Source organism: Pseudomonas sp. MONT-RG-20F-20-E-7-02 (genome assembly GCF_022662395.1).
Classification (GTDB): domain Bacteria; phylum Pseudomonadota; class Gammaproteobacteria; order Pseudomonadales; family Pseudomonadaceae; genus Aquipseudomonas.
On sequence record NZ_JAKNQN010000002.1, the window covers coordinates 267,765 to 286,528 of the forward strand.

Genomic DNA, 18,764 nt, shown 5'->3' on the forward strand with positions numbered 1-18,764 from the left:
AGCCCGGAGAACAATAATGAACACACCTGCGCTGCAACAGACACCCGATGGTTTTTACCTGAACCGCACGCCGTGGTTCGCCTTTATCCTGCTGTGCAGCATCTTTGCGTTGTGGGCTGCGGCGGCGAGCATGAACGACGTGCTGATCGCACACTTCAAGAAGGCGTTTTTGCTCAGTGATTTCCAGACTGCCTTTGTGCAATCGGCGTTTTATCTGGGCTACTTTTTTGTGGCGATTCCGGCCGCGATGGTGGTGCGCCGCTTGAGCTACAAAAGCACGATCCTGATCGGCTTGTTGCTGTACATGCTGGGCTGCCTGCTGTTTTTCCCTGCGGCGTCGTCAGCCAAGTACGGAATGTTCCTGCTGGCGCTGTTTGTGATTGCAGCCGGCTTGTCGTTTCTGGAAACCGCCTGCAACACCTATTCGACGCTGATGGGCCCACGGGAAACCGGCACCCGACGCTTGAACATCTCGCAGACCTTTCACCCGTTCGGCGCGATGGCCGGGGTGTACGTGGGCAGCTTCGTGATGTTCAAGGACACCGACGCCACCACGGCACAGCTGCAGCAGATGAGCGCCACTGAGGCGGCGGTGCAGCAACTGCAAATGATCCAGTCCACGCTGCTGCCGTATAAGTGGATGATCGCCGTGCTGGTGCTGATGTTTATTCTGATCGCTATTACTCGCTTCCCTGCCTGCAAAGGCAACAAAGTTGTCGGCAGCAAGCCGGGCAGCATTCGTCAAAGCCTGGGACGGTTGTGGCGTAACCCGCGTTTCACCTTCGGCGTGCTGACGCAGTTTCTGTATGTGGGCGCGCAGGTGGGCGTGTGGAGTTTCACCATTCGTCTGGCCATGCAAATGGGCGGCATGAATGAGCGCAGCGCTTCGTGGTTTTTAATGACGACCTTCGCCGCTTACTTTGTCGGCAAGTTGATCGCCAACCTGTTGATGCGGCGTCTGCACCCGGCCAAGGTGTTGGCGATCTACGGCGTGCTGTGCATTGTGCTGCTGGCCTACACCATTCTGGTGCCGAACATTTCGGCGGTGTATGCCGCGGTCGGCGTGAGTATTTTTCTCGGCCCGTGCTGGCCGACTATCTACGGCCTGACCATAGATGGGTTGGGTGAAGACACCGGCGTCGGCGGTTCATTGCTGGTGATGAGTATTGTCGGTGGCGGCGTGATTCCGATCTTCCAGGGCCTGTTGTCCGACGCCAGCGGCGGCAACATGCAGCTGGCCTACAGCGTGCCGTTGCTGTGCTTTATCGTGATTGTGATGTACGCGCTCAAGTGCCTGCGCCAATCGGACGCTGTGCCGTCGGGCGCAGCAGTGGTGGCCTCATGAATACGTGTATCCCGCTGTATCGGGCGGTGTTTGCCGAGCCGGAAAAGATCCTTTTGCAGTCTGAGGACTTCAAGGTCAGCGCCTGGACTTACCCGTCCGGTGTGCTGGCCGTAAGCCTGGAAAACAGCCGTGGGCGCCTGGTGGTGTTGCCTTACCAGGGCCAGATGATCTGGTCGGCAGTGTTCGAAGGTTGCGACCTGACCATGACCCACTTGTTCAAGCAGCCCAGGCCCAGCCCGACGATTATCGATACCTATGGCTGCTTCATGTTTCACAGCGGCCTGCTGCGCAACGGCTGCCCGGCGCCGGATGACACACATGCCTTGCACGGCGAAATGCCCTGCGCGCCGATGGACACGGCCTGGCTGGAAATCGGCGAGGGTTTTGTGCGCCTGGGCGGCTCATATGAATATGCCAAGGGCTTTGGTGATCGCTACCGGGCGAGCCCGAGTGTGACATTGCGCGCCGATTCGGCGCTGTTCGATATCGACATGGACGTGACGAACCTGGCCGGCAAACCCATGGAGCTGATGTACATGGCGCACATGAACTACGCCTATGTGGACGGTGCGCGGTTCGTCGAGCCGCTGGGCATGCAGCGCTTGCGCTTGCGCACCAGTGTGCCGGACCACGTCAAGCCGACACCGGACTGGAGCGCCTACATGGCGCGCCTGGCCGAGCATCCCGCCCAGCTGGCGAGCCTCGACGCGCCAGCATTGTACGACCCTGAAATCGTATTTTTCTTCGATGGCGTGGGCACAGATGCTACGGGCCACGCGCACTTTTTGCTCGATCACCCTGATGGTGCGGCGTTCTACACGCGTTATCAGCCGGAGCAGTTCGAGCACGCTGCGCGCTGGATCCTGCACACGCCGGACCAGCAAGTGGCGGCGTTCGTGTTGCCGTCAACCTGTGAGCCCGAAGGCTATAACGCCGAAAAAGCCAAAGGCCAGGTGCGCTCGCTGGCGGCTGGGGCCAGTGCGTCGTTCAGTGTGACCACCGGCTACTTGAACGCGCAGGAACGTCGGAAGTTGCTGGGTTAAACCAGCAATTGCGCGCCGCTGGCCTGGATGGCGTCTTTGTAGACGCGGGGTATTTTCTTGTCGCTGACCACGTAGTGAAAGTCTTCCAGTGCGGCGAAGTGAGCGGTGCGCACCGTGTCGAACTTGCTGAAATCGGCCAGCAACACACGCTGCTGGGCCTGGCGTAGAACCTTTTGCTTGACCTCGACTTCATTGAAGTTGAAGCACGTCACGCCGAATTCCTGGCTGACACCGGCGGCGGTCACAAAGGCCCAGGTCAGGCGCACGCTGTCGAGAATGCTGCTTTCGGCGCTGCTTTCAAACACCTGGTTCTTGCGGTGAAAGGTGCCGCCGCACAACACGATGTGGCAGTTGGGTTTGTTCTGCAGCTTGAGCAGCACGTTCAACGAGCTGCACACCGCGGTGAACTCCAGCTCATCAGGGATGAAATCAATGACAAAGGGCGAGGTGGTGCCGCAGTCGAAAAACACCGTGTCACCGGGCTGTATCAAGCGCGCGGCGAGTTTGCCGATGCGGCGTTTTTCCTCGACGTGGCGCGTGTCCTGGTCGGCGACGCGGTAATCGCTGGCCTCATTGCCAACCCGGGTGATGTAGCCGCCGAGCAGACGCAAGTGCTCGGTGAAGTGGTTGAGATCACGGCGCAGGGTCATCTCGGAAACGTCCAGCAGCGCCGCCATTTCCCGCAGGTGAATGGCGTTCTGATCCTGCAAGGCTTGTTGGATAAGCTTGAGTCGCTCGGCTTTTTTACTGTCCACGCGTATTCCAGGGCTTGATTGTTTATGTTAGATAAGTAACATTAAGTGATAATATTGTAACGCATTAATGTGGGCAGCGTGACAATTGGCCCGCGATCATTGGCAACATACAGGCAAGGGCACGTTAAATGAATACGCTTCAACCCGCAGCATTGGCCAAGTACATCGATCACACCTTACTGGCGCCCGACGCCTCCCGTGAACAGATTCGCACCTTGTGCGAGGAAGCCCGGGAGCATGGCTTCTATTCGGTGTGCCTGAACTCCGGGCAAGTGCCTTACGCCGCGTCGTGCCTGGTCGACGCTGGCGTGGTGATTTGTGCGGTGGTGGGCTTTCCACTGGGCGCCGGCTTGAGCGACACCAAGGCGTTTGAAGCTGAGCGGGCGATTGCCGCCGGGGCAGGGGAGATCGACATGGTGCTCAACATCGGCTGGTTGAAGGACGGGTTGCTGGATGAAGTTCGTGAAGACATCGCCCTGGTCCACAGAGCCTGTGGTGCCGTGCCGTTGAAAGTGATCCTGGAGACCTGCCTGCTCACCGACGCACAGAAAGTCCAGGCGTGTGAGATCTGCCGGGACTTGGGTGTGGCCTTCGTGAAAACCTCAACGGGGTTCAGCAAAAGTGGCGCGACGGTTGAGGACGTAGCACTGATGCGCAAAACCGTGGGCGCAGGCGTTGGGGTCAAGGCGTCCGGTGGCGTGCGTGATTATCCGACGGCGGTGAAGATGATCGAGGCCGGCGCTACGCGTTTGGGCAGCAGTTCGGGTATTGCGATTGTGGGCGGAGCGATGACGGCAGCGAGCGGTTATTGACTAGTTTTATATAACTCAACTAAATATCTATTTAGTTGAGTTATAGTTTTTATGCATATAAATAAGCCTCAAGACGAGGCGAGGGCGGCTGTTCGACGCGCGCTGATACGTTCAACGGTTTGCATGTGCTCCGTGCCCCAGGTGCACAACGCACTAAGCGCCATGGCCAGGGAATGACCGAACGGCGTGAGTGAGTATTCCACCTTCGGCGGCATTTCCTGATAGTCGATGCGCGCAATGATTTCATCGCGCTCCAGCTCTTTGAGTTGCTGGATCAGCACCTTGTCGGTCACGCCACCTATTGCGCGGCGCAGTTCGCCATATCGGTGTACATCCTGCGCCAGATGATAAAGGACCAACGGCTTCCATTTACCGCCAATCACCGCGAGGACGGCGCCCAGACCGCAGTTGAACGTGTTGTTCGACATGGATTCGCTCGCTCAATTGGGTACTTACCAAAAGGTGCATACTATTCAAAATAATAGCGTGGATCTACAGTCGGGCCTCACATTCTCGGGAGTTCATCATGAGCAGGCTCAACGGCAAAATTACAGTGATCACCGGCGGCAACAGCGGCATTGGCCTGGCCACCGCCATTCGTTTCGCAGCCGAAGGCGCACAGGTGGTGATTGTGGGGCGCCGGCAGGAAGAATTGGATAAGGCGCTACGGCTAATCGGCCCTGAAGCCATTGCCATTCAGGGCGACATTTCAAACCTGGGCGACCTGGAACGCATCTTCACGCAAATCAAAGCGGATAAAGGCCGAATTGACGTGCTGTTCGCGAATGCAGGCTTGGGTGACTTCCAGCCAATCGGCTCAATCACTGAAGAATCCTTTGATCGCACATTCGGTATCAACGTCAAAGGCACGTTGTTCACCGTACAAAAAGCCTTGGCGCTGATGATTACGGGCGGTTCGGTGATCCTGACCGGCTCAACCACGGGCACCATGGGCACACCAGCATTCAGCGTCTACAGCGCGACAAAGGCCGCACTGCGTAATTTCGCCAGGAGCTGGGCGCTGGACCTGAAAGGCACCGGCATTCGCGTCAATGTACTTTCACCCGGACCAATCTCGACACCGGGCCTTGACCTGGCGTTGTCAGGTACTGGCCAGAAAGATGCGATCATCGACGACATGACGGGACAGATCCCACTGGGCCGAATTGGCCAGGCAGAAGAAGTTGCGGCAGCAGCGTTGTTCCTGGCGTCGGATGAGAGCAGTTTCATGACCGGCAGTGAAATGTTTGTGGATGGCGGGTTTGCTCAGGTGTGAGGTTTAAAGGGGTTTTGCCCGTTGAAATCTGATGGGCACTGCCCCTGATTACGTAACATGATATTACGCATAATGTATATTATGTTAAATTATGTGTCTGGTTAAGGATGTTCATGAGGCTCGTAAGGCACTGATTCGACGAACCCGCTTCTGGCCAATGGGCCATGTCCTTCGTGTTGATGGCAAGTCCTTGAATGAGGTGGCTGACGATTAAGCTGAACGCGATAGATCGCTTTTACCTGCATTTGACAGCCCGCCATACGGATCCGATTTAGGTTGAACCTCTGTTACTCAGGTGGACTCCCAAGTCTAAATCCAGGAGAAACGTATGACCCAGACAGCTTTGGTCGTAGGCGCCAGCGGCGTCGCCGGCAGCGCCATCACTCAGTTACTCATCGACAACAAGTGGCAGGTTGCCGCGTTATCGAGGCAACCGTCGCAATCGCAAGGCGTGATCCCCGTCGCGGCAGACCTGCAAGATCCAGCTTCGCTGGAACATGCGCTTGCGGATCTGAAACCTACTCATGTGTTCATCACCACATGGTCGCGGCAAGCCACGGAGGCCGAAAACATTCGCGTTAATGCTGCCATGGTTCGCAATGTGCTCGACGCCATTCGACCCGCCAAGAGCGTTAAGCACGTAGCGCTGGTTACTGGCCTGAAACACTACCTCGGCCCTTTCGAAGCCTATGGTAAAGGCAGCCTTCCGCAAACGCCGTTCCGAGAAGAGCAAGAACGTCTTGATGTCGAAAATTTCTACTACGCCCAAGAAGACGAGCTCTTTGCCGCTGCTGAAAAGGACGGCTTCACCTGGAGCGTTCATCGCCCGCATACCGTCACCGGGGTTGCCGTAGGCAACGCGATGAATATGGCAACCACCCTCGCCGTCTACGCCTCGATTTGCAAACAAATCCATCGCCCTTTTGTATTTCCGGGATCAAGAGTGCAGTGGGACAGCCTCACCGATATGACGGATGCACGGCAATTGGCGAAACAACAACTGTGGGCGGCCACCACGCCGGCTGCGGCCAACCAGGCATTTAATGTCACTAATGGCGATGTGTTCCGCTGGAAATGGATGTGGAGCCGAATTGCCGAATACTTCGACTTGCCTGCTGCCGATTATCCCGCCTCACTCTCACCGCTTGAGAAGCAAATGGCTGACGACCAAGCCGTGTGGACGCAGATAGTCTCGGAGCACGGTTTGAAAGAAGCCGATATTGGTCGCCTGATATCTCCATGGCATACCGATGCAGACCTTGGTCGCCCCATCGAAGTCGTCACTGATATGTCGAAAAGCCGTGCAATGGGCTTCACCGCCTACCAGGCGAGCGATCAAGCATTTTTCGATGTGTTCGACAAACTACGCGAGATGCGCTTGATACCCTAGCTCGTGTTGCAACGGACAAAGCACTGTGAATAGGTAAAGGCCGCTAGGTGCGGGCCTCTTTTAGGGGCCCGCAGTCTTGAACCGAGCAAATTGCTCCACTTTTACCCATGCTCACTGGAGCAATGCCGTGCGCAAGCGGCGCGTCTACTGAGTAATCTGAGGGAACATTGCCTTACGCGCGTCAGCATCCATCTCAGTCTTGTAACTGTGCTGGTTCTTCAGTTCTTCGGTTCGCTGTGCTGCCGGTCGAGCATTGATGTCATCAAGGAGCCGTTTTACGTTTGGCAGTTTTACCCAAGCGTCATTGCCCAGGATGAACGGTACCGCGCGCGCCCAACCCCATACGGCCATGTCCACCAGCGTGTACTCACTTGCGAGCATGTAAGGCTGTTTGGCCAGGTGCTCATTGATGATCGTCCAGTGACGCCAGGCTTCGAAGGTGTAGCGGGTAACGGCATAGTCTTTTGGCTCGGGGGCGAAGTGCTTAACGTGGACAGCCTGTCCAGAGTACGGGCCGATGCCCGTCGCGACGAACATGAGCCAGGAATACATCTCCCCTCGCGCCTTGAGATTATCAGCAGGCAGGAACATCCCGGTCTTTTCGGCTAGATAGAGCAGTATGGCGTTGCTGTCGAATACCACGTTGTCACCATCAACCAGAGCCGGTGTCTTGGCATTCGGATTGATCTTGAGAAACGCCGGATCGTGCTGTTCACCCTTGCGGGTATCCACAGGGATGAGTTCGTACTCAAGGCCTGACTCCTCCAGGAAAAGCGCAACTTTGGCGGGGTTAGGAGACGAGTGATAGTAGAGTTTGATCATATTGACTCCGTTCAGTGGTTTTCAGTGAACATCGCAAAAGCCAAGGGAGGAAGACCAAGGCTTTTGATGGCAATACCAATGGCGTCTGTTATACACGCAGGATCGGGATTAATCCGTGTCAAAACTCGAATGCCCAGCAATACACTGAGCAAATGATGCGCCGCCAGCTTCACATCAATCGGTAGACCTGTCTTTTGAGAGGCAAAGATCACCCTTCACCAAAATGATGAGTATGGGCGAGTAACGAATCGGGTATCCCGTCGCGAATCAATCCGCCCTCTTCTATCCAGGCCTGGGTTGACAGATAAGCACGTTGCAGCAGTTTGTCTGTCTGGTTGAAATCGAACACAGAAGCGTCCAGTGGGCATAGCGGCGGCACTACATGGATAGCTGCGCGTGCGCGGTACAACTCGATGTCACGCACCAGTTGACGCATGCTCATCAAATTGAGCGTGTGCAAGGCCAGCGCAACGAGTCCACTGGGCGGACATGGGCAAGCGCAACCGAATCCGGTAGGAAGCACCACAACCCGTGTTGCCCCCAATGCCACCGCACTGGCAATCGGCGTATTGCTGCTGACTCCGCCATCGACCAGGAACTTGTCTGCGACTCGCACGCTGGGAAACACCAGCGGAATCGCAGCACTGGCGAGCAAAGCCTGTTCAGCACTGCCACTGGACAGAAGCTCTTCGGCACCGCTGAGCAAATTGGTGGTGACGATAAAGCGGTAACTCGGTGTCTTCGATCAATTTGACCGGCAGTGATCGGCTCACTAAACGATGCAATGCGGAGGCGCTCAGCAAGTGCCCACGTCGATTAAGAATGCCCTTGAGGGTATCGAGCGCCGAGAACGGAAACACATCCGACTTACGTAAGCTGCGCCAGAAGTCCGCCAGTTCGCTCACGCCTTTGGCATTCGGCCTGGCTGCGAAGTAGGCACCGTTGATGGCGCCGACCGACGCTCCCACCACCAGGTCGAATACGACGTCAGCCTCAACGAGCGCCTGTAGCATTCCGACCTGAACCGCACCAAGGCTCCCACCACCAGCAAGTACAAGAGCAGTTTTTACGGTTGGCATAGACGTACCCTCAGTTTTAACGCCCTCCTGACGTTACAAGCCTAGCTGGCTGACGGCCTTTCTACCTGCCTGATAGGCATATTGGACATACGGAACGGTTCGCCCACCTCAAAGGAGCATCGTGTTTTGAGTTAGCGTCTACACTCGAACAAAAGGTTATGACGTTATTCCTGTTTGGAGTCTCCTCCAATGCAAGCTGCACCTGAAACAACCCGTGCTGCTTCTGTGAACCCACAAAGCAGCCATCCCGCCTGGTTGAGATTGACCCATTGGTTGAACGCTTTAGCGGTGCTGATAATGATCACCAGCGGATGGCGTATCTACAACGCCTCTCCCCTTTATGAGTTTAATTTCCCCACGTCGATCACCCTGGGGGGCTGGCTGGGGGGCGCGTTGCAATGGCATTTCGCAGCAATGTGGATGTTGGTCGTCGTCAGCCTTTTCTACCTGCTTTTCAATCTTTTTAGCGGCCGTCTGTCGCGACGTTTTTTTCCTGTATCACCCAAAGGCTTTTTTCATGACCTGTGGTCTGCACTCCATGGGCGATTGGGGCATGACGATATTGGCCATTACAACCACGTGCAGCGTGTGGCGTATCTGTTTGTGATGCTCGACATTATTGCTCTAGTGATTTCCGGGTTGGTTCTGTGGAAATCAGTCCAGTTCCCGCTACTACGTGAACTGCTGGGCGGCTACGACAGCGCTCGTCATGTGCACTTCATTGCAATGTCTCTGTTGGTGGCCTTCATCGCCGTGCATTTGGTGATGGTCGCACTGGTTCCAAAGACGTTATTGGCCATGATTGTCGGCCATAAGGAGCGCGTATGAGGAAGCGTGAGCAACGCCCAGTGCTGGATGAGTCGTCCATTTTGAAGGATGCACGGAAAATTATTTCGCTCCAGGTCGAAGATCGCTCACGTCGCGCCTTCCTGCTGCGTAGCTTGACCCTGGGCGGCGTCGCGATGCTGTCCGGCTGCACTATCAGCGATAACGATCACGTTGAAACGGCTCTGTCCTCCATGTCGCGCTTCAATGACAGGGTGCAGGGATGGCTGTTCAACCCGAACGCCATGGCCCCTACCTACGCAGAATCGATGATTACGCGGCCATTTCCCTTCAATGCCTTCTACGGCATCGACGAAGCGCCTGTCGTCGATGAGGACACCTACCGATTGGAAGTAACCGGCATGGTCGCCGACAAGCGCAGCTGGAAGCTTGAGGAACTGCGTGCCATGGCACAGAGCGATCAGATCACCCGGCACATCTGTGTCGAGGGCTGGAGCGCCATTGGCCGATGGGGAGGCATCCGCTTTAGTGATTTCCTCAAGCGCGTTGGCGCAGATACCGACGCAAAGTACGTCGGCTTCAAATGTGCCGACGATTACTACACCAGTATCGACATGGCCACGGCGCTGCATGCGCAAACGCTACTGACGCTGACCTACGACGGTGCCGTACTGCCGCGTGAATATGGCTTTCCAATGAAGCTGCGCATGCCCACCAAGCTTGGTTATAAGAACCCAAAGCACATTCAAGCGATTTTCGTCACCAATACCTATCCCGGTGGCTACTGGGAAGACCAGGGCTATAACTGGTTCGGTGGCAGCTGACGCCCGTGGCAACCCCATTGCGCGGCGCCGGCTGCGCTTATTCGCAACCTGAGTCTCAAGGAGCTTCACTATGAAAAGGTTAACGACTGCAATCCTAGGTATATGCCTGGCAGTGGGCGTCGCGGTTGTACACGCCGACGATACGATGAGCAATGACACGATGAAGAAAGACACGATGTCCCACGATACGATGAAAAAGGACACGATGAAAAAGGATGAAATGCATAAAGACACCATGGGTAAGGACACGATGAAAAAAGACACCATGGGCAAAGACACGATGAAGAAAGATTCCATGTCCAATGACGGCATGAAAAAAGACGACATGAAAAAGAATGACATGTCTCAGTAAAGCGGTGCATTACAGCAAAATTGTACTGCGTCCGGAAAACCCGCCTCGGCGGGTTTTCTCCATAGCGCTCGCAGGTGCGATGGCATCAAGACGCAAACTGAGGTTTTAATGAGGTAAAGACCATTGAAACAGACCAAGAAAATACCTCAAAACATAAGCCCCATGGCATTCGCTCAAGCATTCTTCAGCACAAACACCAAGCAAAAGCGCGTACCGGCTCCAGTGCTCTCAACGGTTACCCGACCGCCATGCAATTGCATGATTGAGCGGACGATTGCTAACCCCAAGCCACCCGAGTCGTCCGGCTGATTGCGTGACGGGTCGCACCGGTAGAAGCGCTCAAACAGTCGAGGTAGATGCTGCGCTGAAATCGGCGGGCCTTGGTTGTGCACTGTGACTTCGATCCTGTCCTCACATACCACACTGCTGATAGTCACCGCGGTACCAGTCGCGCCATAACGTAGCGCGTTGGACAGCAAGTTAGCCAATGCTCGACGGATCAAGGCCGGATCAGCATGCAACTGATCATGGGCCTGATTGATCAGCGTGACATCATGCTCTTGCGCCACGCCTTCAAAATACTCACACAGTTGCTCTACCAGATCGTGCAGGTTGATGAGCTCATGACTTACCGATGCATGCGACTGCTCGTTACGAGCGAGAAACAGCATGCTGTCGATCATTCGCGCCAGACGCTCATATTCTTCCTGATTGGAAACCAGCAGATTCTGATAGTCCTCAATTGAACGACCATGCCTCAGGGATTGTTGGGTATGCCCCATCAGGTTAGTGAGCGGTGTACGCATCTCATGGGCGAGATCCTCTGAGAATCGTGAGAGCTGGGCGAACCCCTCTTCGAGGCGCGCAAGCATCTGATTAAGCGCCTGGCTGAGCACTTGCAGCTCACTGAATTCGTTGAACTCATCCAACCGCAGATGCAGGTGGTGTGCATCAATGGCGGCAGCGCGCTTGGCCAGCAGGCGCACAGGTCGCAAGCCTCGCTGGCTGACCCACCCGCCGAGCACAAAAGCCAGCAACGCGCCGACCGACATCGCGAGCCAGAGCTTGAGTCGGTAGGCCCCCAGCATCTGCTCGCGCTCGCTCAACAACTTGCCAGCAATCAGGGTCAAGCCGCGATCACCCTGCATGACATGCTGCCAGGCAAGCCGCACCGACACCAAAGCGTCACCATCACCCAACTGAGCCTGGGCTGCAGCCGGTAACGTGGGCACGCTCATACTGACCGGGTTGATTTCGATCAGCACCTGGCCGGTGTCATCGATAATCCACAGCAGGTTGTCGCGATTACCCAGCATATTTTCGTATAGCTTGGGCCGATTTCTGAGTTGCTCGACGCTGACACTGTCGTTGATCAACGCCTGCATGCGCTCCAGGCGCCCGAGCAGGGCCTGGTCATCGCGCCACGCTATTTCTCGCTGTAACGACTGATAAAGATAAAAACCAATGGAGCCCAGCAGCAACGCGCTGACTAACGCGAACATGACCGCCAGGCGCAAGCTCAGGGCGCGCGGAAACAGTTTCAGGATTGCACCTCAAGCATGTAGCCGATGCCACGCACTGTCTGTATCAACTTGAGCGGGTAAGGATCGTCAACCTTGGCGCGCAGTCGCCGGATGGCAACGTCGACCACATTGGTATCACTGTCAAAGTTCATCTGCCAGATCTGCGAAGCAATCAACGAGCGCGATAGCACCTCTCCTTCACGGCTGACCAGCAGGTGCAACAGGGCAAACTCCTTGTTGGTCAGGGTCAGGCGTTCACCCTGGCGCGTGACCTTGCGTCGCAACAGATCCAGGCTGAGGTCTGCAACCAGAAACTGCTCGACCTCACGGGGCGGGCCCCTGCGCAGCAGCGTACGTACGCGTGCCAACAACTCGGCATAGGAAAAAGGTTTGACCAGGTAATCATCGGCCCCTGACTCGAGCCCTTTGACCCGATCCTCCACAGAGTCTCTGGCCGTAAGAAAAAGCACCGGGGTTTGCCACTTGCGCCGAATAATCTGCAGCAATTGCCAGCCGTCAAGGCCCGGCAGCATGACGTCCAGGATGATCAGGTCGAACTCACTTTCCTGCGCCAGATACTGGCCCTCCAGGCCATCCAGGGCGACCTCCACCACGTAGCCCGATTCAGTCAGGGCTTTGTGCAGGTAATCCGCTGTTTTCGCTTCATCTTCTACGACCAGGATACGCATCTTTTCCTCCGGAACTGGAGCATAGGCTAGCGCGCCCGAGCGTTTTGGCACATTACATCTTGGTAATCATCAGGCAATCATTCTGACGGAGTGCACGGGGCATCATGCCTGGCTATGACTCAGCCAGACCACACAAAGGACAAAGCATGCGTATAAGCCTATCGACTTCACTGCTGCTGTCACTCGCAATGAACTCCGCGCTCGCCGTTGCAGGCCCAGATCAAGTGCTGCAGCGCAACGACGTGTCACTGGCAATGGCCAACGATTTGCTGAATGCCGCGCTGACAGCCTGTCATGCCGATGGGCGTACAGGCGTTGCTGCCATTGTCGACCGTGGGGGCAATTTAGTCGCCTTGCAGCGCGACGATAACGTGGGGCCACACAACACATTAGCCGCCCAACGCAAAGCCTATACCGCCCTGTCGACCAAAACGCCAACACGACTATTGGCAGAGCGTGCCCGCAGCACACCCGATGCGGAAAACCTCAACACCCTGCATGAGCTGTTACTGCTGGGCGGCGGCGTGCCGTTGCTGTTTGAAGGGCAAGTCATTGGCGCGATCGGCGTGGCCGGTGCCGGCGGTGCAGCAAACGATGAAGGTTGCGCACTGGCCGCTATCAACAAAATTTTACCGACTGTCAAAAACTAAGGACATCATCATGACTGGATTAAAAACGTTCTTCGCGGGCCTTGTATTGAGTGTCGTATCGTCACTGGCGTTAGCGGCAGGAAACCCGCTCAGCGTGCATGTACTCAACTTACAAGATGGTCTGCCCTCCCCTGGCGTCAATGTCACGCTGGAAAAACAGGACGGCAAGAACTGGAACATGCTCAACAGCGCCGCGACAAACGAGCAAGGCCGTATTCCCGGGCTGTACCCCGATGGCCAGGCCCTGGAGAAAGGCATCTACCGTGTCACCTTTAAAACCGGTGAGTGGTTCAAAGCGCACAACGTCTCAAGTTTCTTTCCAGAGGTACCCGTCATTTTTGAGGTAGACGGTGCCGTTGCGCACTACCACATCCCATTACTGCTCAGCCCCTACGGTTTCTCTACCTACAGAGGGAATTGAGCGTCGACTGAAAAGACAAGGCCGCCCCTGATCTCATGGGCGGCCTTTCTGCTTGATTATTTGACCAACGTTATGTGGATGACCTGCATCGCACCGCTGGACCTGTTCTCGCAAGCCACAGGCGATCCGTTCACGAAAGCAGGCTGACCGCCCGTAGCACAGCAAAAAAAATAGTGCCCATTGTCAGCCTGGTTCTTTCAGCATATCGTGTAAAAAACTTATACAAGAGCATGGTCGATGTACAATAAAGTGAATTGGCCGCTGACGCTGTATTTCGACGGTGAATGCCCTCTGTGTGCGCGCGAAATCAAGCTCCTGCGCGGCCATGCCGTAAAGGATCGACTGCTGTTTGTGGACATCAGCAGCGGTGCATTCGACGCCAAGGCACTGGGGTTCACGTTCGAGCACATGCAGTCCTTGCTGCACGCCCGTTTCGCTGATGGGCGCTGGGTAACCGGTCTGGACGCCACCCTTTGGAGCTGGCGAGCTGCCGGCTTGGGTTTTTGGGCAACGCCACTGACGTGGCGCGCATTGCGCCCACTGCTCGAATTCGGTTATCGCCTTTTCTGCCGCTTACGTCCCCATTTGGCGTGGTTACCTTACCCAGATAGTGGCAGCCGCTGTGTCGATAACCGTTGCATGGTGCCGGCGTCAAAACCCGCATCAGACGAGCAGTCCACTTTGAAAAAAAAGCAGACATAGAAAGCTTCGCTTTGTCATGACCCCGACGAAGAACCTGGGTCATGGCTGATCTGGCGAACCCTGTGTCATCTGTGTCAGATCGTGCGCAGCAGCTACTCCCCTACCGCCATGGATTGCCGACACATACAGCGCAGCATGGCTGCGAGGAATCAAGATGAACCCATCATTAGCCGAGCATTACCGTGAAATTCTCGTCGGCGTAGGCGAGAACCCTGAGCGTGAAGGACTGCTGGATACCCCCAAGCGCGCAGCAAAAGCGATGCAGTACCTGTGCAATGGCTACACAATGAGTCTGGAGGAAGTGATCAATGGCGCATTGTTCGAATCGCAAAACGATGAAATGGTCATCGTGCGCGACATTGAACTGTATTCGTTGTGTGAGCATCACATGCTGCCCTTCATCGGCAAGGCCCATGTAGCGTACATCCCCACCGGAAGGGTACTGGGCCTGTCGAAGGTGGCCCGGGTGGTGGATATGTTCGCCCGGCGCCTGCAGATCCAGGAAAACCTGACCAAACAAATTGCCGACGCCATTCAGCACATCACCGATGCCGCCGGCGTGGCCGTGGTCATTGAGGCGAAGCACATGTGCATGATGATGCGGGGTGTGGAGAAACAAAATTCAGTGATGACCTCATCCGTGATGCTCGGCGCCTTTCGCGAGTCTTCTGCTACACGTCACGAGTTCCTGCAACTGATAGGGCAACGGGGTTAACACCAACACATCGCATCACACTGCCGGAGAGCCTGGATGAACACTCCCTTCACGATGAATTCCCTTGGCGAGGGCTATCGTGCCCTGGTAATAGGCGCCAGTGGGGCGCTCGGCTCGGCTTTTTGTGAGTTGCTCAATCAGGATCCACGGTGCGCGCATGTTCGTGAGTTGGGGCGCAACAGTCTTCCATGCCTCGATTTGGAGGATGCCGACAGTATCGCCAGAGCGGCAGCCGAATTGACGGAGGAAGCACCGTATCAGTTGATCTTGCATGCCGCCGGCCTGCTTCATCGCGACAAGATAAAGCCTGAAAAAAGTTACTCTGCGATTGATGCAGATGCGTTGCAGTCGGTATTTCAAGTCAACACAATCGGGCCTGCGCTGGTTTTGCGTCACTTTCTGCCCTTGCTTGACCCTCGCGGCGCGATGGCGATGCTCTCTGCCAAGGTGGGGAGCATCGGCGATAACCGCTTGGGCGGCTGGTACGCCTATCGTGCCTCCAAGGCAGCACTGAACATGCTGATCAAAACGGCGGCCATCGAACTGGCAAGAACCCGACCTCAGAGCCGACTGCTGAGCCTTCACCCGGGTACAGTTGTATCAGCACTGTCGCAACCCTTTCGGGGTGCCTCTGCCGCCAGGCCGGCAAACGTGGCCGCCTGTGAATTACTTTCGCTGATCGACCGAATAGAGCCTGCCGACAGTGGCAATTTCTTCGCTTATAACGGAGAACGCCTGCCCTGGTAGGTAGGGAGTGAAGATTGAAACCGTTTCCCTGCGCTCTTGTACAGCAGAGCCTCCATGATGAGATTTGTGTCTCACATGAAGGGCACATCGAGTCGCTGGCAATCTAGAGATACTTTCCAATGATCTCGAAAACGCTCATAACCCCCAAGTTGTCCTAGACTGATGTGAAATTCACCGGACTCTGAAAATGATCGACGCAGAATTGCTGAAATTGATGGTTGAATCCTCGAATGATGGCATTGTAATTGCCGAGCAGGAAGGCGATGAGAACATCCTGATCTACGCTAACCCCGCCTTTCAGCGCCTGACGGGATACAGCGTTGACGAAACGCTGTATCAGGACTGCCGCTTCCTTCAGGGTGATGACCGAGACCAAGCGGGCCTGGCTGTTATCCGAGAGGCGATAAAGCTGCATCAGCCCTGCCGGCAAATCATTCGCAACTATCGTAAGGACGGTAGTGCCTTCTGGAATGAGCTGTCGATTACTCCGGTTTTTAACGAGGCTGATAAGCTCACCTATTACATCGGCATCCAGAAGGACGTCAGCGTCGAATTTGAGGCCCAAGAACGCGTGCGTGAACTTGAAGCGGAAGTCGCCAGCTTGAAAGCTCAACTGGCTCGATAGCCATATCAATCGCGCGATCGCTGATAACGCCTTAATGGCGGCCTGAATAAATACTTGATTCACCTCAGCAGCCCCTAGGGCTCAGGGAATGGCAGTGGTGCATCTCCTTCGCGTCGCACAGCAAAAACATTGAGTGTCATCGCCACAAACGCGTAGTAGCCATAGACACCTATCAGCTCAACCACAGCAGGCTCGCCAAGCGTACTGACGGCGTCGGCGTACAGAACATCGTCAACACGACGATACTCATAAAGTGCCCTCCCAAGACGATAAACAATACGTTCGTCATCACGCTGGAACTCGGGCAAAACCTGCTGCTTGAGAGACTCGATGATACTGTCTGACAGACCCGTGCTGCGGGCAATGGGCTCGTGAATTTGCCACTCAGCCTGGGACTGCCACCAGGAAGCAGTGACGAGAATAGCCAGCTCGGTCAATCGAAGCTCCAAGCGCGTACCGTATCTGCAAAACGCACCAAGCTTTTGGGCATGGCTGGCAAGCTCGGGACTTTGAATCCACGCTAAAAACGGGCCGTCAAGGTTGCCTCGTGGGCCACTGAGAATGTCTCTAAGGACGGCTTTCTGTGATTCATTCATCTGCTCTTCAGACAGTGGGCTGAGGCGCGATTGGATGGCCATATCTAATACTCCTTAGGGCACCACCTCGGAGCCAAGTTGCTAGACTACATTTGCAGCGTCTCATCTGATGCCAGGATTAAAACTGCTGCTCGCATGAAACCGTCAGCCATACCTTCAATTTGCGTGACTCAACACTGGAAATGATGGACGTAGTGCGCATCTTACGGATAGGGCGATTCGCACCCCAGAGTTACATAAACTCCTAAGCAAATTGATTCGCAAATTTGCCTACCGCGTCGACTACCTTCCTTGCGCCATCCTGGATTTCCAGTATTACCTCTCCTGCCTGAGTAGCAAGTACAAGGCCCTGTTCAGCTTGGGACTTGCTGTTCGCCATTTCAGCTACGGTCTCATCGACTAGCTTCTCGTTCTGCAAGACGACAGAGGCAATTTCTTCCGTTGCACTGCTTGTGCGTCCCGCCAATTGTCGAACCTCATCTGCTACTACGGCGAAGCCTCGGCCCTGTTCGCCTGCACGGGCGGCTTCAATCGCAGCATTCAATGCCAACAGGTTGGTTTGTTGGGCAATACTACTGATCGTTTGAATGATCGAGCTGATCAACAATGACTGTTTACCGAGCGCTTCGACCCCGCCAGAGGCGGCCTGCATATCAACAGCGATTTTACGCATGGTACGCATAGTGTCGTTGACTACGACGGCTCCTCGCTGAGCGCTAACATCAGTCTGCTGGGAAATTTCAAACGCAGTTTGGGCGGCATCACTGACCGCTTGTTCACGGATAACCTGGTCGGTGACAACGGTCGCAAATTTAACCACCTTGCAGAGTGTTCCTTCGGTGTCATAAACCGGGTTGTACGTCGCCTCCAGCCATATCGTCTGACCGCGACTGTCAATACGCTCAAATCGGCCAGCAACAAACTCACCCTTGTTCAACATTGCCCAAAAATCCTTGTATTTCTGGGATGAGGTTTCTTCTGGCTTGCAGAAAATACGGTGATGACTGCCTTTAACTTGGCCCAGGCTATAGCCCATTGCTTTTAAAAACTGATCATTCGCCGCAAGTACATGCCCGGAGAGATCGAACTCAATTACCGCCGTCGAACGAACTAATGCGTCAATGAACGAGGCGTTTTCAGATGCTTTTTCCACTCGAGAGGTAATGTTCGTCGCATAGCAGGTGATATGACTCAAACGGCCAGTCACATCCGTTATGGGCTGCCAGTGCGCATGAAGCCACACCAATGAACCGTCAGCATGCAGGTACCTGTATTCGTCGGAGATGGACTTACCTGCGGCTACTGCTGCTCGAAAGTTGTGAAAGCACGGTAGCTTGGATACGTACTGCGGAACGATATCGGCCATGGCACGACCTACAAGCTGATTCTGGGTGTAGCCCAAAGCCTGCGCAAAATTTTCGTTGCATGTGGTAATTTTAAATGCCGAATCGATACTCAGCGTCAACATTTCACAGTTTAGGCCATCGCGCATTTGGCGCAGCTCCAACAGCTCAGCTGTCTGAGATTGAAGCTGGTTCTTGATTTTGGTATTGAACATGGGAAACCGCCTGTAGGGTCATAATAAGTCTATCGGCACGGCCAGCAACGTGTT

The 18,764-nt window shown here is 55.3% G+C and carries 22 protein-coding genes and 1 pseudogene; 14 read left to right on the forward strand and 9 right to left on the reverse strand.

The features are described from left to right. The first annotated feature begins 16 nt into the window (after window positions 1-16). Both fucP and L8I05_RS06565 read left to right on the forward strand, forming a co-directional pair. Window positions 17-1,345 carry an L-fucose:H+ symporter permease gene (gene fucP / locus L8I05_RS06560; RefSeq protein WP_242167661.1) on the forward strand — a complete coding sequence of 443 codons (1,329 nt, stop codon included), beginning with the start codon at window positions 17-19 and terminating at the stop codon, window positions 1,343-1,345. Next, window positions 1,342-2,388, forward strand: coding sequence for an aldose 1-epimerase family protein (locus tag L8I05_RS06565; protein WP_242167663.1), 1,047 nt, complete (start codon window positions 1,342-1,344; stop codon window positions 2,386-2,388). The genes fucP and L8I05_RS06565 overlap by 4 nt, the downstream gene beginning before the upstream one ends. On the opposite strand, the gene deoR is transcribed toward L8I05_RS06565, so the two are convergent. After that, window positions 2,385-3,143: a DNA-binding transcriptional repressor DeoR gene (deoR, locus tag L8I05_RS06570; protein ID WP_159956573.1), complete on the reverse strand. Its 759-nt coding sequence runs from the start codon at window positions 3,141-3,143 to the stop codon at window positions 2,385-2,387. The genes L8I05_RS06565 and deoR overlap by 4 nt on opposite strands. 128 nt (window positions 3,144-3,271) lie before the next feature. Between deoR and deoC the strand changes: the two genes are divergently transcribed. Further along, window positions 3,272-3,955, forward strand: a complete 684-nt coding sequence (gene deoC, locus L8I05_RS06575; protein ID WP_242167665.1) for a deoxyribose-phosphate aldolase — start codon at window positions 3,272-3,274, stop codon at window positions 3,953-3,955. Between the two features lie 68 nt (window positions 3,956-4,023). Here the strand turns inward: deoC and L8I05_RS06580 are convergent, their stop codons facing one another. Next, complete coding sequence (locus tag L8I05_RS06580) at window positions 4,024-4,383, reverse strand: helix-turn-helix domain-containing protein (protein WP_242167667.1); 360 nt, start codon at window positions 4,381-4,383, stop codon at window positions 4,024-4,026. 98 nt (window positions 4,384-4,481) lie between these two features. On the opposite strand from L8I05_RS06580, the gene L8I05_RS06585 reads away from it, so the two are divergent. Together L8I05_RS06585 and L8I05_RS06590 are read left to right on the forward strand one after the other, a co-directional pair. Next, window positions 4,482-5,231: an SDR family oxidoreductase gene (locus L8I05_RS06585; RefSeq protein ID WP_242167669.1), complete on the forward strand. Its 750-nt coding sequence runs from the start codon at window positions 4,482-4,484 to the stop codon at window positions 5,229-5,231. A gap of 328 nt (window positions 5,232-5,559) precedes the next feature. Next, window positions 5,560-6,621 (forward strand): SDR family oxidoreductase, encoded by a 1,062-nt coding sequence (locus L8I05_RS06590; protein ID WP_242167670.1) that lies wholly within the window; start codon window positions 5,560-5,562, stop codon window positions 6,619-6,621. Between the two features lie 144 nt (window positions 6,622-6,765). On the opposite strand, the gene L8I05_RS06595 is transcribed toward L8I05_RS06590, so the two are convergent. The 3 genes and pseudogenes from L8I05_RS06595 to L8I05_RS06605 form a co-directional block, all read right to left on the reverse strand. Beyond that, complete coding sequence (locus L8I05_RS06595) at window positions 6,766-7,443, reverse strand: glutathione S-transferase N-terminal domain-containing protein (RefSeq protein WP_242167672.1); 678 nt, start codon at window positions 7,441-7,443, stop codon at window positions 6,766-6,768. Between the two features lie 11 nt (window positions 7,444-7,454). Continuing rightward, complete coding sequence (locus tag L8I05_RS06600; protein ID WP_242167674.1) at window positions 7,455-7,655, reverse strand: hypothetical protein; 201 nt, start codon at window positions 7,653-7,655, stop codon at window positions 7,455-7,457. Continuing rightward, window positions 7,652-8,522: pseudogene (locus L8I05_RS06605) on the reverse strand (patatin-like phospholipase family protein). The gene L8I05_RS06600 and the pseudogene L8I05_RS06605 overlap by 4 nt, the downstream one beginning before the upstream one ends. 189 nt (window positions 8,523-8,711) lie before the next feature. On the opposite strand from L8I05_RS06605, the gene L8I05_RS06610 reads away from it, so the two are divergent. The 3 genes from L8I05_RS06610 to L8I05_RS06620 all read left to right on the forward strand — a co-directional run bounded on the left by L8I05_RS06610 (window position 8,712) and on the right by L8I05_RS06620 (window position 10,484). After that, window positions 8,712-9,350, forward strand: coding sequence for a cytochrome b/b6 domain-containing protein (locus L8I05_RS06610; RefSeq protein ID WP_242167676.1), 639 nt, complete (start codon window positions 8,712-8,714; stop codon window positions 9,348-9,350). Continuing rightward, window positions 9,347-10,132 carry a molybdopterin-dependent oxidoreductase gene (locus tag L8I05_RS06615; RefSeq protein ID WP_242167678.1) on the forward strand — a complete coding sequence of 262 codons (786 nt, stop codon included), beginning with the start codon at window positions 9,347-9,349 and terminating at the stop codon, window positions 10,130-10,132. Before L8I05_RS06610 ends, L8I05_RS06615 begins: the two co-directional genes overlap by 4 nt. A 70-nt stretch (window positions 10,133-10,202) precedes the next feature. Next, window positions 10,203-10,484, forward strand: coding sequence for a pentapeptide MXKDX repeat protein (locus tag L8I05_RS06620; RefSeq protein ID WP_242167680.1), 282 nt, complete (start codon window positions 10,203-10,205; stop codon window positions 10,482-10,484). A gap of 173 nt (window positions 10,485-10,657) precedes the next feature. On the opposite strand, the gene L8I05_RS06625 is transcribed toward L8I05_RS06620, so the two are convergent. Continuing rightward, window positions 10,658-12,028, reverse strand: a complete 1,371-nt coding sequence (locus L8I05_RS06625; protein WP_242168392.1) for a heavy metal sensor histidine kinase — start codon at window positions 12,026-12,028, stop codon at window positions 10,658-10,660. Next, window positions 12,025-12,696 carry a heavy metal response regulator transcription factor gene (locus tag L8I05_RS06630; protein ID WP_017479552.1) on the reverse strand — a complete coding sequence of 224 codons (672 nt, stop codon included), beginning with the start codon at window positions 12,694-12,696 and terminating at the stop codon, window positions 12,025-12,027. Before L8I05_RS06630 ends, L8I05_RS06625 begins: the two co-directional genes overlap by 4 nt. A gap of 146 nt (window positions 12,697-12,842) precedes the next feature. Between L8I05_RS06630 and L8I05_RS06635 the strand changes: the two genes are divergently transcribed. The 6 genes from L8I05_RS06635 (at window position 12,843) to L8I05_RS06660 (ending at window position 16,556) form a co-directional block, all read left to right on the forward strand. Next, window positions 12,843-13,346 (forward strand): heme-binding protein, encoded by a 504-nt coding sequence (locus L8I05_RS06635; protein WP_242168394.1) that lies wholly within the window; start codon window positions 12,843-12,845, stop codon window positions 13,344-13,346. 10 nt (window positions 13,347-13,356) lie between these two features. After that, on the forward strand, window positions 13,357-13,767 hold the full coding sequence (gene uraH / locus L8I05_RS06640; protein WP_159956555.1) for a hydroxyisourate hydrolase: 411 nt from the start codon (window positions 13,357-13,359) through the stop codon (window positions 13,765-13,767). 237 nt (window positions 13,768-14,004) lie between these two features. Beyond that, window positions 14,005-14,469, forward strand: a complete 465-nt coding sequence (locus tag L8I05_RS06645; RefSeq protein ID WP_242167682.1) for a DUF393 domain-containing protein — start codon at window positions 14,005-14,007, stop codon at window positions 14,467-14,469. 154 nt (window positions 14,470-14,623) lie between these two features. Then, window positions 14,624-15,184: a GTP cyclohydrolase I FolE gene (gene folE, locus L8I05_RS06650; protein WP_242167684.1), complete on the forward strand. Its 561-nt coding sequence runs from the start codon at window positions 14,624-14,626 to the stop codon at window positions 15,182-15,184. A gap of 36 nt (window positions 15,185-15,220) precedes the next feature. After that, window positions 15,221-15,931: an SDR family oxidoreductase gene (locus tag L8I05_RS06655; protein ID WP_242167686.1), complete on the forward strand. Its 711-nt coding sequence runs from the start codon at window positions 15,221-15,223 to the stop codon at window positions 15,929-15,931. A 187-nt stretch (window positions 15,932-16,118) separates the two neighbouring features. Then, on the forward strand, window positions 16,119-16,556 hold the full coding sequence (locus tag L8I05_RS06660) for a PAS domain-containing protein (protein ID WP_242167688.1): 438 nt from the start codon (window positions 16,119-16,121) through the stop codon (window positions 16,554-16,556). Window positions 16,557-16,630: 74 nt separating this feature from the next. Here L8I05_RS06660 and L8I05_RS06665 read toward each other — a convergent pair whose 3' ends face one another. After that, a complete protein-coding gene (locus L8I05_RS06665) occupies window positions 16,631-17,194 on the reverse strand; it encodes a carboxymuconolactone decarboxylase family protein (RefSeq protein WP_242167690.1) in 564 nt (187 codons plus the stop codon). Window positions 17,195-17,396: 202 nt separating this feature from the next. Beyond that, window positions 17,397-18,710 (reverse strand): PAS domain-containing methyl-accepting chemotaxis protein, encoded by a 1,314-nt coding sequence (locus L8I05_RS29500; RefSeq protein WP_277931673.1) that lies wholly within the window; start codon window positions 18,708-18,710, stop codon window positions 17,397-17,399. Window positions 18,711-18,764 lie beyond the last annotated feature (54 nt).

Coding starts and splice junctions, on each gene's coding strand:
- fucP (WP_242167661.1), top strand. CDS start 17: ATGAACACACCTGCGCTGCAACAGACACCCGATGGTTTTTACCTGAAC.
- L8I05_RS06565 (WP_242167663.1), top strand. CDS start 1,342: ATGAATACGTGTATCCCGCTGTATCGGGCGGTGTTTGCCGAGCCGGAA.
- deoC (WP_242167665.1), top strand. CDS start 3,272: ATGAATACGCTTCAACCCGCAGCATTGGCCAAGTACATCGATCACACC.
- L8I05_RS06580 (WP_242167667.1), bottom strand. CDS start 4,383: ATGTCGAACAACACGTTCAACTGCGGTCTGGGCGCCGTCCTCGCGGTG.
- L8I05_RS06585 (WP_242167669.1), top strand. CDS start 4,482: ATGAGCAGGCTCAACGGCAAAATTACAGTGATCACCGGCGGCAACAGC.
- L8I05_RS06590 (WP_242167670.1), top strand. CDS start 5,560: ATGACCCAGACAGCTTTGGTCGTAGGCGCCAGCGGCGTCGCCGGCAGC.
- L8I05_RS06595 (WP_242167672.1), bottom strand. CDS start 7,443: ATGATCAAACTCTACTATCACTCGTCTCCTAACCCCGCCAAAGTTGCG.
- L8I05_RS06610 (WP_242167676.1), top strand. CDS start 8,712: ATGCAAGCTGCACCTGAAACAACCCGTGCTGCTTCTGTGAACCCACAA.
- L8I05_RS06615 (WP_242167678.1), top strand. CDS start 9,347: ATGAGGAAGCGTGAGCAACGCCCAGTGCTGGATGAGTCGTCCATTTTG.
- L8I05_RS06620 (WP_242167680.1), top strand. CDS start 10,203: ATGAAAAGGTTAACGACTGCAATCCTAGGTATATGCCTGGCAGTGGGC.
- L8I05_RS06630 (WP_017479552.1), bottom strand. CDS start 12,696: ATGCGTATCCTGGTCGTAGAAGATGAAGCGAAAACAGCGGATTACCTG.
- L8I05_RS06635 (WP_242168394.1), top strand. CDS start 12,843: ATGCGTATAAGCCTATCGACTTCACTGCTGCTGTCACTCGCAATGAAC.
- uraH (WP_159956555.1), top strand. CDS start 13,357: ATGACTGGATTAAAAACGTTCTTCGCGGGCCTTGTATTGAGTGTCGTA.
- L8I05_RS06645 (WP_242167682.1), top strand. CDS start 14,005: ATGTACAATAAAGTGAATTGGCCGCTGACGCTGTATTTCGACGGTGAA.
- folE (WP_242167684.1), top strand. CDS start 14,624: ATGAACCCATCATTAGCCGAGCATTACCGTGAAATTCTCGTCGGCGTA.
- L8I05_RS06655 (WP_242167686.1), top strand. CDS start 15,221: ATGAACACTCCCTTCACGATGAATTCCCTTGGCGAGGGCTATCGTGCC.
- L8I05_RS06660 (WP_242167688.1), top strand. CDS start 16,119: ATGATCGACGCAGAATTGCTGAAATTGATGGTTGAATCCTCGAATGAT.
- L8I05_RS06665 (WP_242167690.1), bottom strand. CDS start 17,194: ATGGCCATCCAATCGCGCCTCAGCCCACTGTCTGAAGAGCAGATGAAT.
- L8I05_RS29500 (WP_277931673.1), bottom strand. CDS start 18,710: ATGTTCAATACCAAAATCAAGAACCAGCTTCAATCTCAGACAGCTGAG.